This window comes from Streptomyces sp. NPDC058678, from assembly GCF_042714835.1.
In the GTDB taxonomy this organism is placed as follows: domain Bacteria; phylum Actinomycetota; class Actinomycetes; order Streptomycetales; family Streptomycetaceae; genus Streptomyces.
This window is the reverse complement of sequence record NZ_JBHXSG010000017.1, coordinates 45,295-61,364: the sequence shown is the minus strand read 5'-3', so window position 1 is coordinate 61,364 and position 16,070 is coordinate 45,295. Positions and strand designations below refer to the sequence as shown.

The window sequence follows — 16,070 nt, the reverse complement described above, 5'->3', positions numbered from 1 at the left end:
CTTCCGTCCTGCCCATTTTCGCTCACATATGAACCGGGTCACATGAGGTTCCGAAACCTCTCATCCCCCCTCCACTCTTGGTGAGAGCAAAGTTCCCTTCCGGTCACCCAGTGCCACAGACCGGAAACGCGCCCTCCCTACCGTCGGGACTCAGCCACTCCCTCGAACCACCCGAGCCCCGGTACACCGTGGAGGCGTCATGACAGCCCCTAGCACAGCCCCCGCACCCCCCAGCAGGGGCGGCCGCTGGATCCAGCAGTGGGATCCGGAGGACGAGACCTTCTGGAAGGAGACCGGAGAGAAGGTCGCCCGCCGCAACCTCTTCTTCTCCGTCCTCTCCGAGCACATCGGGTTCTCGATCTGGACCATGTGGTCCGTGCTGGTGCTCTTCATGGGCCCGGAGTACGGGCTCACGCCGGCGGACAAGTTCCTGCTCACCTCGGTGGTGACCCTGGTCGGAGCCGTCGTCCGGGTCCCCTACACCTTCGCCATCGCGATCTTCGGCGGCCGGAACTGGACCATCGTCTCCGCCGCACTCCTGCTCATCCCCACCGTCGCCGCGTTCACGGTGATGGAACCGGGGACCTCCTTCAACACCCTCCTGCTGATCGGCCTGCTGGCGGGTATCGGCGGCGGCAACTTCGCCTCCTCGATGACCAACATCAACGCCTTCTTCCCCCTTCGTAAGAAGGGCTGGGCGCTCGGCCTGAACGCGGGCGGCGGCAACATCGGAGTGCCGGTCATCCAGCTGGTGGCGCTCGCGATCATCGGTGCGAGCGGCGGCCCCCGGGTACTGCTGGGCATCTACATCCCGCTGATCGTCATCGCCGCCGTCCTCGCCGCGCTCTTCATGGACAACATCGCGTCCGTGAAGAACGACACCGGCGCCGCCAAGGACTCCGCGAGGGACCCGCACACCTGGATCATGTCCTTCCTCTACATCGGCACCTTCGGCTCCTTCATCGGATACAGCTTCGCCTTCGGGCAGGTGCTGACCAACCAGTTCGGCCGGACCCCGCTGGAGGCGGCGTACGTCACCTTCATCGGCCCGCTGCTCGGCTCCCTGATCCGCCCCCTGGGCGGGTGGCTGGCCGACAAGTACGGCGGCGCGAAGATCACGCTGTACAACTACGTCGGCATGGGCGTGGCGACCTCGGTCCTCATCGCCGCCAGCATGGAGAAGTCGCTGGCCCTGTTCACCGTCGCGTTCGTGGTGCTGTTCGTCCTCACCGGCCTCGGCAACGGCTCGACGTTCAAGATGATCCCCGGCATCTTCCAGGCGAAGGCGCTGGCCAAGGGGCTCGAGGGCGAAGCAGCCGCCGCCTACGGGCGTCGCCTCTCCGGTGCCTCCATGGGCCTGATCGGAGCGGTCGGCGCGCTCGGCGGCGTGGGCATCAACCTCGCCTTCCGGCAGTCCTTCCTCTCCTACGGCTCCGGCACCGGCGCATTCGTCGCCTTCCTGGCCTTCTACGCAGCCTGCTTCGTGGTCACCTGGGCCGTATACCTTCGCCGCTCGGCGGCCCGCACCCAGGCCGCGACGACCACCTCGGAGGCAAAGCCCGAGCTCAGCTACGCGAAGGTGTGACGTAACACCAGCGACATGAAGCCGAACCGAGCCTGTCACGAGCCGTTGACAGGCTCGGTCGGCATGCGGGTGCCATCACCTGGTGGTAGATGCAACGACTCGAGTGCGGGAACGAGAGTTATGTACGAGGTACAGCAGCGACCTGACCATGGACCCCTCGCCGGGTTCACCGTGGGAGTGACGGCCGCGCGCCGGGCCGACGAGCTGGGCGCGCTTCTGCAGCGGCGCGGAGCCGCCGTTCTGCACGCCCCTGCCCTGCGGATCGTGCCGCTCGCGGACGACAGCGAACTGCTGGCGGCGACCAAGGAGATCATCGACCAGAGCCCGGACATCGTGGTCGCCACGACCGCGATCGGCTTCCGCGGCTGGATCGAGGCCGCCGACGGCTGGGGCCTGGGCGAGACCCTGCTCGACGGGCTGCGCGAGGTGGAGATCCTCGCGCGCGGCCCGAAGGTCAAGGGCGCGATCCGTGCGGCCGGCCTCACGGAGGAGTGGTCGCCGTCGTCCGAGTCCATGGCCGAGGTGCTCGACCGGCTCCTGGAGGAGGGCGTCGAGGGCCGCCGTATCGCCATCCAACTGCACGGCGAACCACTGCCCGGCTTCGTGGAGTCGCTGCGGGCCGGTGGCGCCGAGGTCCTGGGCATTCCCGTCTACCGGTGGATGCCGCCGGAGGACATCGCGCCGGTGGACCGTCTGCTGGACGCGGCGGTCTCGCGCGGCCTGGACGCGCTCACCTTCACCAGCGCGCCGGCCGCCGCCTCCCTGCTGTCCCGCGCCGAGGACCGTCGCCTGCTGCCCGAGCTGCTCGCCGCCCTCAACCACGACGTCCTGCCCGCCTGCGTCGGCCCGGTCACCGCGCTGCCGCTGCAGGCCCAGGGCATCGACACGGTCCAGCCGGAGCGCTTCCGGCTCGGCCCCCTCGTCCAGCTCCTGTGCCAGGAACTCCCCGGCCGGGCGCGTTCCCTGCCGATCGCCGGGCACCGGGTGGAGATCCGCGGCCACGCGGTCCTGGTCGACGGCGACCTCAAGCCCGTACCGCCGGCCGGCATGTCCCTGATGCGGGCCCTGTCCCGACGCCCGGGCTGGGTGGTCGCCCGCTCCGAACTGCTGCGGGCCCTGCCGGGTGCCGGACGTGACGAGCACGCGGTGGAGACCGCGATGGCCCGGCTGCGTACGGCTCTGGGGGCGCCGAAGCTGATCCAGACCGTGGTGAAGCGCGGCTACCGGCTGGCGCTGGACCCGGCGGCGGACACGAAGTACGCCGACGCGTGACGCGGCGGCGGGGCGATCGCCCCGCCCGCTGTCACGAAGGGACGCCCCACGCCGCTTACCGCCGGTACGAGGGGTTCCGGCCGCACGAGCGGGCAGGCACTGTAAGAGGGAACGGTTCCTCACCGGTGTGACTGCTAGGCGGTGACAGGCACATGGCACTGGGTACGGCCACGGCCGCGTACGAGCTGCGGTTCGATGCCGGGCGGATCTGTCTGGATCTCCTCGCGACCACCCACCCCGACGAACGCCTCGACTCCGTAGGGGTGCTGCGCGCCTGGATCGCCGGTTCGGGACTCGTCCCGGCGAGCACCGAACTGGCGCACGCCGACGCGTCCTGGCTCGTCGGCTTCCGTGAACTGCGCGACTTTATAGGGCAGTTGGTGCCCGGAGGGCTCGCGCCCGAGGAGCGGCCGTACGATCTCGCGCTCGCCCACGTCAATGAGATCGCCCGCGCGGCTCCTCCCGCTCCGCGTGCCGTGACCTGCGAAGACGGCACGCTCGTCCGGGAGTTGGACGGGCCGCCCGAGTGCGCGGCGCTGCTCGGCGCGGTCGCGCGGGACGTCGTGGAACTGCTCACGGATCCGGTCGCGCGGGCGGGACTGCGGCAGTGCGAAGGGGACAACTGCCCGATCGTCTATGTCGACACATCGCGGGGGCGCAGGAGGCGTTGGTGCTCCAGTGAGGTGTGCGGGAACCGCGAACGGGTGGCCCGGCACCGGCGTCGGGCGGCGCTTCCGCGCGCCTGAGTGCCCGTTATGTTGCTTCTGTGGAGCGGCTGTCGAAGTGATTTCGATTACATGCCGTTTACCTTCGGCGGCCCGAGGGCAGTCGGCGTGATCTTGCCACTGTGGCGGAAATGTAAAGATCGCGCGGTGGGTATGTGCGCCCATGTCCGGCCTCGTCACGTCACTCACAAGAAAACTGTCGCCTCCCTTTGAACATCCAACTCTCCGCGTCCGTACCCGTGGACGAGCGACCGACTGGGGGAACCCCCGGACATCGGAGGTGGGCGTGCGCAAGGATTCTGTCGTGGCCAATGAACGTGGATCGAGGGCCCGACATCGCATGTCCCAGCCCTCGGAACCTGATGAGGAGCTCATGCGTGCGCTCTACAGAGAACACGCCGGACCCCTGCTCGCCTATGTGCTCCGCCTTGTCGCGGGAGATCGGCAACGTGCCGAGGACGTCGTGCAGGAGACGCTCATCCGTGCCTGGAAGAACGCCGGCCAGCTCAATCGAGCGACCGGATCGGTACGCCCCTGGCTGGTGACGGTCGCCCGGCGCATCGTCATCGACGGCCACCGCAGCCGGCAGGCCCGGCCGCAGGAGGTCGATCCGTCGCCGCTGGAGGTCATCCCCGCGGAGGACGAGATCGACAAGGCGCTGTGGCTGATGACGTTGTCCGACGCGCTCGACGACCTGACCCCGGCCCACCGGGAGGTGCTCGTCGAGACGTACTTCAAGGGGCGTACGGTCAACGAGGCGGCCGAGACCCTGGGCATACCCAGTGGCACCGTGCGCTCAAGAGTTTTCTACGCACTGCGCTCGATGAAGCTGGCACTGGAGGAGCGGGGGGTGACGGCGTGATGAGTGTGTACGGGGGAAACCAGGGATTCGGTACAGGTGGTGCGGGTATGTCTGGCCCCATGATGGGATCTCCGGGTCCGAACGAGCACGAGACCGTCGGCGCCTACGCCCTCGGCATCCTCGACGACGCCGAAGCCACCGCTTTCGAGGCCCATCTCGCCACCTGCGAATGGTGCGCCCAGCAACTCGACGAGCTCGCCGGGATGGAGCCCATGCTGGCCGCGCTCGCGGACCTGCCTGGCTCCGGCACACCGGCCATCGGCGAGTCGCTGTCCGCCAAGCCCAGCCCGCGGGTGGTGAACAGGCTCGTCGACGAGGTCGCCGAGCGACGCGCCCAGAAGCGCCGCCGCGGCTTCTACATGGTGGCGGCCGCGGCCGCGCTGATCATCGGCGGCCCGATCGTCGCGATGGGCGCGACCGGCGACGACTCCGGCGGTGGCGGCACCAACGGCGTGACCCTCTCGGCGACCCCCGCCAAGGATCTTTTCAACACCATCGACGACAAGGTCACGGCGACGGACCCGTCGACGGGCGTGAGCGCGACCGTGGCCCTGGCGAAGAAGGACTGGGGCACCGAGTCGGTCCTGGAGCTCAAGGGCGTCAAGGGCCCGATCAAGTGCTCCCTGATCTTCATCGGCGAGAACGGCGAGCGGGTGACGGCGTCCAACTGGTCCGTCCCGGCCTGGGGGTACGGCCTCCCGGACGGCAAGACCGAAAAGGCCAAGAACCCGCTCTACATCGTCGGCGGCGCGTCCTTCACCCCGGACCAGATGAAGGGTTTCGAGGTCATGACCCTCGACGGCGACGTGATCGTCAAGGGCAACGTGTGATCGACTGGGCGCGCACATAGCTTCTCGGGGCCCCCTTCGCGTACGGTTGACGGCTGCCCAGCACGTCAGAAGGGGGCCCGGTGGCCGCTCAGGCTCAGCAGGTAATCGCGGTCGACTCGGTTCAGGATTCCGCGCACGATTCCGTGCGGGACCGAGAGATCAGCGTCGAACAGGAACACCTCGACCGGGTGTACCTGCGCCTCGAGGAGAAGATCCACGAGGCCGAGTTCCTCATGAACGACGCGGCCAAGCGCGGCCAGGTCGGAACCCCCGGCGCGCTCGCCGAGCGCGACGCCCAGGTCTTCCGGGCAGGCATCCACCTGAACCGGTTGAACAACGAGTTCGAGGACTTCCTCTTCGGCCGTATCGACCTGCTCCTCGGCAAGGACGGCAAGAAGGGGCCGGACGGCGCCTACACCGCCGTGGAACCGGCGGAGGGCGCGGTCCGCCCGGACAACACCGCCGACATCGCCGAGACCCTGCACATCGGCCGCATCGGCGTCCTCGACCAGGACTACGCCCCGCTCGTCATCGACTGGCGGGCCCCCGCGGCCGCCCCGTTCTACCGCTCCACCCCGGTCGACCCGGGGCGGGTCGTCCGCCGCCGAGTCATCCGCTCCAAGGGGCGCAAGGTGCTCGGCGTCGAGGACGACCTGATGCGCCCCGAGCTGAAGGCCTCCCTCGGCGGCCGCGAACTGGCCGTGATCGGCGACGGCGCCCTGATGGCCGCGCTCGGCCAGGCCCGGACCCACACCATGCGGGACATCGTGGCGTCCATCCAGGCCGAGCAGGACCTGGTGATCCGCGCCCCCGCCGCCTCCGTGACGTACGTCGAGGGCGGCCCGGGCACGGGCAAGACGGCCGTCGCCCTGCACCGGGCCGCCTACCTGCTGTACCAGGACCGGCGGCGGTACGCGGGCGGCATCCTCATCGTCTCCCCGACCCCGCTGCTCGTGGCGTACACCGAGGGCGTCCTCCCCTCCCTCGGCGAGGAGGGCCAGGTCGCCATCCGGGCGATCGGCTCGCTCGTCGACGGGGCCGAGGCCACGCTGTACGACTCGCCGGCGGTGGCGCGGGCGAAGGGCTCGTACCGCATGCTCAAGGTCCTGCGGAAGGCGGCGCGGGGCGCCCTGGAGGCCGGCTCGGGCACCGCCGCGCGCGCCGGTGCCCCCGCCGGACAGCTCACCCTCGACGACACCGATCCGCAGCCGCAGGCTCCCGCCGGCCCGCCCACCCGGCTCCGCGTGGTCGCCTTCGGGCGCCGCCTGGAGCTGGAGGCCGCCGAGCTGGACCGCGTCCGCAACAACGCGCTCAGCGGCACGGCACCCGTGAACATGCTGCGCCCCCGCGCCCGCAAGCTGCTCCTGGACGCCCTGTGGTCGCGCTCCGGCGCGGCCGGCCGGCACACCGACCCGGAGCTGGCCGCCGAGCTGCGCTCCGGCTTCGACGAGGACGTCAGCTCCGAGGACAGCTTCATCGAGTTCCTCGACGCCTGGTGGCCGGAGCTGACCCCCGCGGCCGTGCTCGGCGCCATGACCGACGAGCGGCGCCTGGGCCGCTGGGCCCGGCGGATCCTCAACCCCGGCGAGGTGCGCAGGGTCGCCCGCTCGCTCAGACGCGACGGCCTCTCCGTCCACGACATCGCGATGCTCGACGAACTCCAGTCCATCCTCGGCACCCCGGCCCGCCCCCGCCGCCGTCGCGAGGCCGACCCGCTGGACCAGCTCACCGGCCTGGAGGAGCTGATGCCGGTCCGCGAGGAGACGCAGCGCGAGCGGGCCGAGCGGCTCGCCCAGGAGCGCGTCGAGTACGCCCACGTCATCGTCGACGAGGCCCAGGACCTCACGCCGATGCAGTGGCGGATGGTCGGCCGCCGGGGCCGGCACGCCACCTGGACGGTCGTCGGCGACCCCGCCCAGTCGTCCTGGTCCGACCCCGACGAGGCGGCCCAGGCCCGCGACGAGGCCCTCGGCAGCCGCCCGCGCCGCCGCTTCGAGCTGACCGTGAACTACCGCAACCCGGCCGAGATCGCCGAGCTGGCCGCGAAGGTGCTGGCACTGGCGATGCCGGGCGCCGAGTCCCCGTCGGCGGTGCGCTCCACCGGCGTACAGCCACGGTTCGCCGTCGTACGGGAATCGCTCGGCCAGGCCGTCCGGGCCGAGGCCGCCCGGCTCCTGGACCTCGTCGACGGCACCATCGGCGTCGTCGTCGCCATGAACCGCCGCGAGGAGGCCCGGCGCTGGCTCGCCGGGCTCGGCATGGGGGTCCCCCCGGACGAGCGAAGCCGAGACTGGGGGAGGGTCGTGGCGCTCGGCAGCCTGGAGGCGAAGGGCCTGGAGTACGACGCCACGGTCGTCGTCTCCCCGGCGGAGATCGCGGACGAGTCACCAGCCGGTCTGCGGGTGCTGTACGTGGCGCTGACCCGGGCGACGCAGCAGCTCACGGTGGTGTCGGCGGAGCGGGACGCGCCCGATGCCGACGGCGTTCCGGACCTGCTGAGAGATTGATCCGGATGAACTCTCGGTACGGGAATGGCCTTACGGGATCCGTTTGTTAGCCTGGGTGTGGCACCGGCCCGATCCAAGCCCCCGGGCCCAACCTTCGTCGCTACGAGCGACCACTTGCCGCGAGGCGAGCATGGCGGGTCGGTGCCACTGAACGTCGAAGAGGTCCACGTCGAATGTGACGTGGGCCTCTTTCGCTGTCCTTTCGCTGCGAACACAACGTTCGCAATCCCACCCGGCTACCGCCTACTCGGCGGTAGGTGCGACGATCGGACCGCATCCAGCGGCACAGGTGAAAGCAGAGGAAGTCGGCCATGGCAACGGCGCCCAGCGTCTCCTACTCGATGACGGTCCGGCTGGAGGTGCCCGCGAGCGGAACCGCGGTCTCCCTGCTCACCGGAGCCGTCGAGTCCCACGGAGGCTCGGTCACCGGCCTCGACGTCACTGCTTCCGGGCACGAGAAGCTCCGGATCGACGTCACCATCGCGGCCACCTCCACCGCGCACGCCGAAGAGATCGTCGAGCAGCTGCGCGGCATCGAGGGCGTCACGCTCGGCAAGGTCTCGGACCGTACGTTCCTCATGCACCTCGGTGGCAAGATCGAGATGCAGTCCAAGCACCCGATCCGCAACCGTGACGACCTCTCGATGATCTACACGCCGGGTGTCGCCCGCGTCTGCATGGCCATCGCCGAGAACCCCGAGGACGCCCGCCGCCTCACCATCAAGCGCAACACCGTTGCGGTCGTGACCGACGGCTCGGCGGTCCTGGGCCTCGGCAACATCGGCCCGATGGCCGCCATGCCGGTCATGGAGGGCAAGGCGGCCCTCTTCAAGCGCTTCGCAGACATCGACGCCTGGCCGCTGTGCCTGGACACCCAGGACACCGACGAGATCGTCGCGATCGTCAAGGCGATCGCCCCCGGGTTCGCCGGCATCAACCTCGAGGACATCTCCGCGCCGCGCTGCTTCGAGATCGAGGCCCGGCTGCGTGAGGCCCTCGACATCCCCGTCTTCCACGACGACCAGCACGGCACGGCGATCGTGGTGCTGGCGGCGCTGACGAACGCACTGCGCGTGACCAGCAAGGCCATCGAGAACATCCGGGTCGTCATGTCCGGTGCCGGCGCGGCCGGTACGGCCATCCTCAAGCTGCTGATCGCCGCGGGCCTCAAGAACGCCGTCGTCGCCGACATCCACGGCGTCGTGCACGCGGGCCGCGAGGACCTCGTCGACGCCGCCCCGGGCTCGGCGCTGCGCTGGATCGCCGACAACACCAACCCCGAGGGCCTGACGGGCACGCTGAAGGAAGCCGTGCGGGGCGCGGACGTCTTCATCGGGGTGTCGGCGCCCAACGTGCTCGACGGCGACGACGTGGCCGCGATGGCCGAGGGTGCGATCGTGTTCGCGCTGGCGAATCCGGACCCCGAGGTCGACCCGGCGATCGCCCGTCAGACGGCCGCCGTCGTCGCCACCGGCCGCTCCGACTTCCCGAACCAGATCAACAACGTGCTGGTCTTCCCCGGCGTCTTCCGCGGTCTGCTGGACGCCCAGTCCCGCACGGTGAACACCGACATGATGATCGCGGCGGCGAAGGCCCTCGCGGACGTGGTGACCGAGGACGAGCTGAACCCGAACTACATCGTCCCCAGCGTCTTCAACGACAAGGTCGCGGGCGCGGTGGCCGGGGCGGTGCGGGAAGCCGCGAAGGCGGCGGCCGCGGCCTCCTAGCCGCCGGCGGCCCGCGCGGGCTGTGAGGATCGCCACGGTAGGCCTGACACCGGCGCGTCGTGGAACCCGGCCCTCTCGGCCGACGTTTATCGTGTCGGCCAGGCTTAGCCCTCTTTTCGTGTGACTCCCAAGGGTGTTCTCACGACTCCTAGGGGTGCCGGATTGGCTTTCCCGCCGCAGGTAGGGGCAGGATGCGTCTCTGGGCGCGAGGGTCCGGCGACGGACCCGGGTCCTGGGACTGTCCGAGGGCCCTGGCAGCATCGACTTCGCTGTGCCCAATATGCGGCTCCGCCGCGTGGCACGCCTCAACAGCAAGAAGAACACGGGAGTAACAACATGAACCGCAGTGAGCTGGTGGCCGCGCTGGCCGACCGCGCCGAGGTCACCCGCAAGGACGCCGACGCCGTTCTGGCCGCGTTCGCCGAGACCGTCGGCGAGATCGTCGCCAAGGGCGACGAGAAGGTCACCATCCCCGGCTTCCTGACCTTCGAGCGCACCCACCGTGCCGCTCGCACCGCGCGCAACCCGCAGACCGGCGACCCGATCCAGATCCCGGCCGGCTACAGCGTGAAGGTCTCCGCTGGCAGCAAGCTCAAGGAAGCCGCCAAGGGCAAGTAAGCCTTCGCGTACGCGACGGAACTTGCGTACGAGGCTCAGTAACGCGAATGGGGCGACCACCCGGTCAGGGTGGCCGCCCCATCGTCGTGCCCGGGGCGGCAGTCGCCCCGGGCCGGAGTGGCAGGTGTGCGGTCAGCCGAGCGCCTTGCCGGGCAGTTCCACCTTCGCTCCCAGCGCCACCAGCTTCTCCATGAAGTTCTCGTAGCCACGGTTGATGAGGTCGATGCCGTGGACGCGGGACGTGCCCTGGGCGGCCAGGGCCGCGATGAGGTACGAGAAGCCGCCTCGGAGGTCGGGGATGACCAGGTCGGCGCCCTGGAGCCGGGTGGGGCCGGAGACGACCGCCGAGTGGAGGAAGTTGCGCTGGCCGAAGCGGCAGTTCGAGGCGCCCAGGCACTCGCGGTACAGCTGGATGTGCGCACCCATCTGGTTCAGCGCGGAGGTGAAGCCGAGCCGGGACTCGTAGACCGTCTCGTGGATGATGGACAGGCCCGTGGCCTGCGTCAGGGCCACCACCAGCGGCTGCTGCCAGTCCGTCTGGAAGCCGGGGTGCACGTCCGTTTCGAGGGCGATGGACTTCAGCTGTCCGCCCGGGTGCCAGAAGCGGATGCCCTCGTCGTCGATCTCGAAGGCGCCGCCGACCTTCCGGTAGGTGTTCAGGAACGTCATCATCGAGCGCTGCTGGGCGCCGCGGACGTAGATGTTGCCCTCGGTCGCCAGCGCCGCGGACGCCCAGGAGGCGGCCTCCAGGCGGTCCGGGAGGGCGGCATGGTTGTAGCCGCCGAGCCGGTCCACACCGGTGACGCGGATGGTGCGGTCGGTGTCCATCGCGATGATGGCACCCATTTTCTGCAGGACGCAGATGAGGTCCTCGATCTCCGGCTCCACGGCCGCGTTCGAGAGCTCCGTGACGCCCTCGGCGAGCACCGCGGTGAGCAGTACCTGCTCGGTCGCGCCGACGGACGGGTACGGCAGCGTGATCTTCGTACCCCGAAGCCGCCGCGGCGCCTCCAGGAACTGCCCGTCCGCCCGCTTCTCGATGGTCGCGCCGAACTGGCGCAGCACCTCGAAGTGGAAGTCGATGGGCCGGCCGCCGATGTCGCAGCCGCCGAGGCCGGGGATGAAGGCGTGCCCCAGGCGGTGCAGCAGCGGACCGCAGAGGAGGATCGGGATCCGGCTCGAACCCGCGTGGGCATCGATGTCAGCGACGTTCGCGCTCTCCACATGGGTCGGGTCCATCACCAACTCGCCCGGTTCCTCACCTGGGCGGACCGTCACGCCGTGCAGTTGCAGCAGACCGCGTACGACACGCACGTCACGGATGTCCGGAACGTTGCGCAGTCGACTCGGCTCACTGCCCAGCAGGGCGGCGACCATGGCCTTCGGTACGAGGTTCTTCGCACCACGGACACGGATCTCGCCCTCGAGCGGGGTCCCGCCGTGGACAAGCAGTACGTCGTCATTGCCGTTGACGGTCATGTATCTCGCGTTCCGATGAGTGGGGCAGGGGCCAGAAGGGAAAGGGTAATCGCCGCCCACCCCCCTTCTGTAAGCCCAAGGGCCGCCCAGCTCCGTCATAGCTGTGTCACAACACGAACCGTTCCCCATCGGCCACATGGGGTCACCGGCGCAGGCGTGCGCGTGGGGCGCACCGTTGCGCCCTGAGCTGCATTCACTGCCGTAGGCGCATTGGCTCCCCGCTCGGGGGGAAGATGCGGGATCATGTCTGGCATGACCGAGGTGTCCTCGCTCACAGGGCGGTTGCTCGTGGCAACGCCCGCCCTGGCGGACCCGAACTTCGACCGTGCGGTGGTGCTTCTCCTCGACCACGACGAGGAGGGCTCCCTCGGTGTCGTCCTCAACCGTCCGACCCCGGTGGACGTGGGCGACATCCTGGAGGGCTGGGGGGACCTCGCTGGTGAGCCCGGTGTCGTCTTCCAGGGCGGCCCGGTCTCCCTGGACTCGGCCCTCGGGGTCGCCGTCATCCCGGGCGGCGCGTCCGTGAACGGGGCCCCGCTGGGCTGGCGCCGGGTGCACGGCGCGATCGGCCTGGTCGACCTGGAGGCCCCGCCGGAACTGCTGGCCTCGGCCCTGGGCAGTCTGCGGATCTTCGCCGGTTACGCCGGCTGGGGCCCGGGCCAGCTGGAGGACGAGCTGGGGGAGGGCGCCTGGTACGTCGTCGAGTCGGAACCCGGTGACGTGTCCTCGCCGTCCCCGGAAAGACTCTGGCGCGAGGTTCTGCGCCGCCAGCGCAACGAGCTCGCGATGGTGGCCACCTATCCGGACGACCCTTCGCTCAACTGATGGGTGTGAGCTTCAGTACCCTTGGCTGTTATGAGCACTCTTGAGCCTGAGACCCAGCCGCAGCGCGGGACTGGTACGGGGACCCTCGTAGAGCCGACGCCGCAGGTGTCCCACGGCGACGGTGACCACGAGCGCTTCGCCCACTACGTCCAGAAGGACAAGATCATGGCGAGCGCCCTCGACGGCACTCCCGTCGTGGCGCTGTGCGGCAAGGTCTGGGTGCCGGGCCGCGACCCGAAGAAGTACCCGGTGTGCCCCATGTGCAAGGAGATCTACGAGTCCATGGGCGCCGGCGGTGGCGACGACAAGGGCAAGGGCGGCGGCGACAAGTAGTCCTTCCCGGCTGAGGTTGATGAGGCCCTCGGGGCGCGTTTTGCGCGCCTCGAGGGCCTTTGTCGTCCTTTGTCGTTGCACGGGGTGCGTCGGCTGGTCACAGAGTGGTTGAGACCTCTTGTCGGCGTGTTCATGTAGTACCTAGCCTCCGTGGTGTTGTGCAGAGCGAAACCGTCATTGCATATGCTGCAACGCTCGGAGGATCACTCCATGAAGCTCGCCCCCCGACTCCCCGCTCTTCTCCTCGCCGCTCTCGTCCTCACGGCCTGCACCCCCCAGACGTCCGACAACGCCTCCTCCGACAAGGACGAGGACACGGGCACCCTGCGCGTCTGGCTCTTCCAGGAGGTGGGCAACAAGCCGAAGGAAAAGGTCGTCGACTCCGTCGTCACAGCCTTCGAGAAGGCCCACAAGGGCACCGAGGTCGACGTCGAGTACATCCCGATCGACACCCGCGCCCAGCGCGTCAAGGCCGCCTTCAACGACCCGAAGTCCGCTCCAGACGTCATGGAGTACGGCAACACCGACACGGCCGGCTATGTGAAGGACGGCGGACTCCTCGACATCACCGAGGAGTTCGGCGACTGGAGCGAGGCCAAGGACACCGACCCCACCGCGAAGCAGTCGGTCACCGTGGACGGCAAGCTCTACGGCGCGCCCTTCTACGTCGGCGTCCGCGCCCTGTACTACCGCACCGACGTCTTCGAGGAACTGGGGCTGAAGCTCCCGACGACCATGGCCGAACTGGCGTCCACGGCCCGCGAGATCCGCGCGGCCAGACCCGACCTGTACGGCCTCGTCGTCGGCGGCGCCTACATGTACGGCGCGATGCCCTTCGTCTGGGCCAACGGCGGCGAACTCGCCGCCGGCAAGGGAGGGTCGTACGCCTCCGCCATCGACAGCGCCGCCGCGCAGAAGGGCATCAAGGCGTACACGTCCCTCTTCGGCGACGACAACTGTCCCGCCGCCAAGTGCGCGGGCATGGGCGGCAACGACACGATCACCGCCTTCGCCGCGGGCAAGGCGGCCATGGCGATCGGCGGCGACTTCAGCCACACCGCGGTCGAGGCCGGGAAGGTGAAGGGCAAGTACGCGGTGGTGCCGCTGCCCGGTGTCACCTCCGGCTCGATCGCCCCGGCGTTCGCCGGCGGCAACAACATCGGCGTACTGAAGAGCACTTCGCACCGCACCCTCGCCGTCGACCTGATGGAACAGCTCGCCTCGAAGAAGACGCAGACCGAACTCTTCGACGCCATGGGCTTCCTGCCGACCTTCGGGGACGTACGGCAGCAGGTCGCCGCGAAGGAACCGTTCGTGAAGCCGTTCGTGCAGACCCTGTCCGCCGGCACCAAGTTCGTCCCCGCCTCACCGGCCTGGTCCCAGATCGACTCGTCGCTGGTGCTGCCGACCATGTTCCAGGAGGTCATCAGCGGCAAGAAGGACGTGGCGGCGGCCTCGAAGGACGCGGCGGCCAAGATGAACGACGCGTTCGGCTCCGCCGGGTGACGGCCTCCACTGGCTCGGGGGGCGCGGAGCACTGGCGGGTGCGGGCCGTTCGCGGCTGGTCGCGCAGTGCCCCGCGCCCCTTGGGGGGTGGGAGTGCACCTTGGCTGTACCTCGCCCCCGCTCTCGTCGTCCTCGGTGGGCTGCTCGTCTATCCGATCTACCAGCTCGGGCTGCTCTCGTTCTTCCAGTACACGCAGGCTCAGGTCAGCGGTGGTGAGCCGACCACCTTCAAGGGGTTCGGGAACTACACGGAGCTGTTCTCCGACAGCCAGTTCTGGCAGGTGCTGCTGACGACGGTCCTCTTCGCTGCGGCCTGCGTGGTGTCGACGCTGGCGGTCGGCTGCGCGCTCGCCGTACTCCTCACGCGCGTACGTGCCCTGCCCCGGCTCGTCCTGATGATGGCCGCGCTGGGCGCGTGGGCGACCCCGGCCGTCACCGGCTCCACGGTGTGGCTGCTCCTGTTCGACCCGGACTTCGGGCCCGTGAACCGGGTCCTGGGGCTCGGCGACCACTCATGGACGTACGGGCGCTACAGCGCCTTCTTCCTCGTCCTGCTCGAAGTGGTGTGGTGTTCCTTCCCGTTCGTGATGGTCACGGTGTACGCCGGCATCCGCGCCGTCCCGGGCGAGGTGCTGGAGGCCGCCGCCCTGGACGGCGCCTCGCAGTGGCGCGTCTGGCGGTCCGTCCTCGCCCCGATGCTCCGGCCGATCCTGACCGTCGTCACCATCCAGTCGGTCATCTGGGACTTCAAGGTCTTCACCCAGATCTACGTCATGACGAACGGCGGCGGCATCGCCGGTCAGAACCTCGTCCTGAACGTGTACGCCTACCAGCAGGCCTTCGCGTCCTCGCAGTACGGCCTCGGCTCCGCGATCGGCGTGGTGATGCTGCTGATCCTGCTCGCCGTCACGCTCGTGTACCTGCGGCTGCTGCGCCGGCAGGGGGAGGAACTGTGAGTCTTCTTCGTCTTCGGGTGCGGCGCCCGTGGCGGCTGGCCGCCGAGGCGTCGGCGTTGCTGATCGCGGTCGTCGTCGCCTTCCCCCTCTACTGGATGGTGCTCAGCGCCTTCAAACCGGCCGGGGAGATCGAGTCGACCGAGCCCAGGCCCTGGACGCTCGCGCCCTCCCTCGACTCGTTCCGGCGCGTCTTCCAACAGCAGGAATTCGGCCGTTACTTCCTCAACAGCCTTGTCGTCGCGTGCAGTGTCGTGATCATCTCGGCACTGATCGCGTTTCTCGCGGCGACCGCCGTGACCCGATTCCGGTTCCGCTTCCGGACCACCTTGCTGATCATGTTTCTGGTGGCTCAGATGGTGCCCGTGGAGGCCCTGACGATCCCCTTGTTCTTCCTCATGCGGGACTTCGGCCAGCTGAACACGCTGGGTTCGCTGATCCTGCCGCACATCGCCTTCTCGCTGCCCTTCGCGATCTGGATGCTGCGCGGTTTTGTGAAAGCCGTACCGGAGGCGCTGGAGGAGGCCGCGTACATCGACGGGGCGAGCCGCGCGCGATTCCTGTGGCAGATCCTTTTTCCGCTGGTCTTCCCCGGTCTCGTGGCCACGAGCGTGTTTTCCTTCATCTCGGCCTGGAACGACTTCCTGTTCGCCAAGTCCTTCATCATCAGCGACACCTCGCAGTCGACCCTGCCGATGGCGTTGCTCGTCTTCTACAAGCCGGACGACCCCGACTGGGGTGGTGTGATGGCCGCCTCCACGGTGATGACCATTCCGGTACTGATCTTCTTCGTACTCGTACAGCGACGGCTGGTCTCCGGGCTGGGCGGAGCGGTTAAGGACTGACGA

The 16,070-nt window shown here is 69.2% G+C and carries 14 protein-coding genes; 13 read left to right on the top strand and 1 reads right to left on the bottom strand.

The window, feature by feature from the left end:
- Positions 1-199: 199 nt before the first annotated feature.
- The 8 genes from ACFWWR_RS17855 to ACFWWR_RS17820 all read left to right on the top strand — a co-directional run bounded on the left by ACFWWR_RS17855 (position 200) and on the right by ACFWWR_RS17820 (position 10,126).
- Positions 200-1,585, top strand: coding sequence for a nitrate/nitrite transporter (locus tag ACFWWR_RS17855; protein WP_383859525.1), 1,386 nt, complete (start codon positions 200-202; stop codon positions 1,583-1,585).
- 120 nt (positions 1,586-1,705) lie between these two features.
- On the top strand, positions 1,706-2,857 hold the full coding sequence (locus ACFWWR_RS17850; protein ID WP_383859523.1) for a uroporphyrinogen-III synthase: 1,152 nt from the start codon (positions 1,706-1,708) through the stop codon (positions 2,855-2,857).
- A 152-nt stretch (positions 2,858-3,009) separates the two neighbouring features.
- A complete protein-coding gene (locus tag ACFWWR_RS17845; protein ID WP_383859520.1) occupies positions 3,010-3,603 on the top strand; it encodes a CGNR zinc finger domain-containing protein in 594 nt (197 codons plus the stop codon).
- A 319-nt stretch (positions 3,604-3,922) separates the two neighbouring features.
- Complete coding sequence (locus ACFWWR_RS17840; protein ID WP_010039908.1) at positions 3,923-4,444, top strand: sigma-70 family RNA polymerase sigma factor; 522 nt, start codon at positions 3,923-3,925, stop codon at positions 4,442-4,444.
- On the top strand, positions 4,444-5,274 hold the full coding sequence (locus ACFWWR_RS17835; protein ID WP_383859515.1) for an anti-sigma factor family protein: 831 nt from the start codon (positions 4,444-4,446) through the stop codon (positions 5,272-5,274). Before ACFWWR_RS17840 ends, ACFWWR_RS17835 begins: the two co-directional genes overlap by 1 nt.
- An 80-nt stretch (positions 5,275-5,354) precedes the next feature.
- Entirely contained in the window at positions 5,355-7,781 is a 2,427-nt protein-coding gene (locus tag ACFWWR_RS17830) for a HelD family protein (protein ID WP_383859513.1), read from the top strand.
- Between the two features lie 311 nt (positions 7,782-8,092).
- Entirely contained in the window at positions 8,093-9,508 is a 1,416-nt protein-coding gene (locus ACFWWR_RS17825) for an NAD-dependent malic enzyme (protein ID WP_383859510.1), read from the top strand.
- A 336-nt stretch (positions 9,509-9,844) separates the two neighbouring features.
- Complete coding sequence (locus ACFWWR_RS17820; protein WP_007382399.1) at positions 9,845-10,126, top strand: HU family DNA-binding protein; 282 nt, start codon at positions 9,845-9,847, stop codon at positions 10,124-10,126.
- Between the two features lie 132 nt (positions 10,127-10,258).
- On the opposite strand, the gene murA is transcribed toward ACFWWR_RS17820, so the two are convergent.
- Positions 10,259-11,605: a UDP-N-acetylglucosamine 1-carboxyvinyltransferase gene (murA, locus tag ACFWWR_RS17815; RefSeq protein ID WP_383859506.1), complete on the bottom strand. Its 1,347-nt coding sequence runs from the start codon at positions 11,603-11,605 to the stop codon at positions 10,259-10,261.
- 252 nt (positions 11,606-11,857) lie between these two features.
- On the opposite strand from murA, the gene ACFWWR_RS17810 reads away from it, so the two are divergent.
- From ACFWWR_RS17810 to ACFWWR_RS17790, 5 genes are all read left to right on the top strand, one after another.
- On the top strand, positions 11,858-12,430 hold the full coding sequence (locus ACFWWR_RS17810) for a YqgE/AlgH family protein (protein WP_383859503.1): 573 nt from the start codon (positions 11,858-11,860) through the stop codon (positions 12,428-12,430).
- A gap of 30 nt (positions 12,431-12,460) precedes the next feature.
- Positions 12,461-12,763: a DUF3039 domain-containing protein gene (locus ACFWWR_RS17805; RefSeq protein ID WP_383859500.1), complete on the top strand. Its 303-nt coding sequence runs from the start codon at positions 12,461-12,463 to the stop codon at positions 12,761-12,763.
- A gap of 210 nt (positions 12,764-12,973) precedes the next feature.
- Positions 12,974-14,269, top strand: coding sequence for an extracellular solute-binding protein (locus tag ACFWWR_RS17800; protein WP_383859498.1), 1,296 nt, complete (start codon positions 12,974-12,976; stop codon positions 14,267-14,269).
- 38 nt (positions 14,270-14,307) lie between these two features.
- Positions 14,308-15,225, top strand: a complete 918-nt coding sequence (locus ACFWWR_RS17795) for a carbohydrate ABC transporter permease (protein ID WP_384304211.1) — start codon at positions 14,308-14,310, stop codon at positions 15,223-15,225.
- Positions 15,222-16,067 (top strand): carbohydrate ABC transporter permease, encoded by an 846-nt coding sequence (locus ACFWWR_RS17790; protein WP_383859495.1) that lies wholly within the window; start codon positions 15,222-15,224, stop codon positions 16,065-16,067. Before ACFWWR_RS17795 ends, ACFWWR_RS17790 begins: the two co-directional genes overlap by 4 nt.
- Positions 16,068-16,070 lie beyond the last annotated feature (3 nt).

Bases quoted from the DNA above. Each gene is read 5' to 3' on its own strand.
- ACFWWR_RS17855 (WP_383859525.1), top strand. From the start codon at position 200: ATGACAGCCCCTAGCACAGCCCCCGCACCCCCCAGCAGGGGCGGCCGC.
- ACFWWR_RS17850 (WP_383859523.1), top strand. From the start codon at position 1,706: ATGTACGAGGTACAGCAGCGACCTGACCATGGACCCCTCGCCGGGTTC.
- ACFWWR_RS17845 (WP_383859520.1), top strand. From the start codon at position 3,010: ATGGCACTGGGTACGGCCACGGCCGCGTACGAGCTGCGGTTCGATGCC.
- ACFWWR_RS17840 (WP_010039908.1), top strand. From the start codon at position 3,923: ATGTCCCAGCCCTCGGAACCTGATGAGGAGCTCATGCGTGCGCTCTAC.
- ACFWWR_RS17835 (WP_383859515.1), top strand. From the start codon at position 4,444: ATGAGTGTGTACGGGGGAAACCAGGGATTCGGTACAGGTGGTGCGGGT.
- ACFWWR_RS17825 (WP_383859510.1), top strand. From the start codon at position 8,093: ATGGCAACGGCGCCCAGCGTCTCCTACTCGATGACGGTCCGGCTGGAG.
- ACFWWR_RS17820 (WP_007382399.1), top strand. From the start codon at position 9,845: ATGAACCGCAGTGAGCTGGTGGCCGCGCTGGCCGACCGCGCCGAGGTC.
- murA (WP_383859506.1), bottom strand. From the start codon at position 11,605: ATGACCGTCAACGGCAATGACGACGTACTGCTTGTCCACGGCGGGACC.
- ACFWWR_RS17810 (WP_383859503.1), top strand. From the start codon at position 11,858: ATGACCGAGGTGTCCTCGCTCACAGGGCGGTTGCTCGTGGCAACGCCC.
- ACFWWR_RS17805 (WP_383859500.1), top strand. From the start codon at position 12,461: ATGAGCACTCTTGAGCCTGAGACCCAGCCGCAGCGCGGGACTGGTACG.
- ACFWWR_RS17800 (WP_383859498.1), top strand. From the start codon at position 12,974: ATGAAGCTCGCCCCCCGACTCCCCGCTCTTCTCCTCGCCGCTCTCGTC.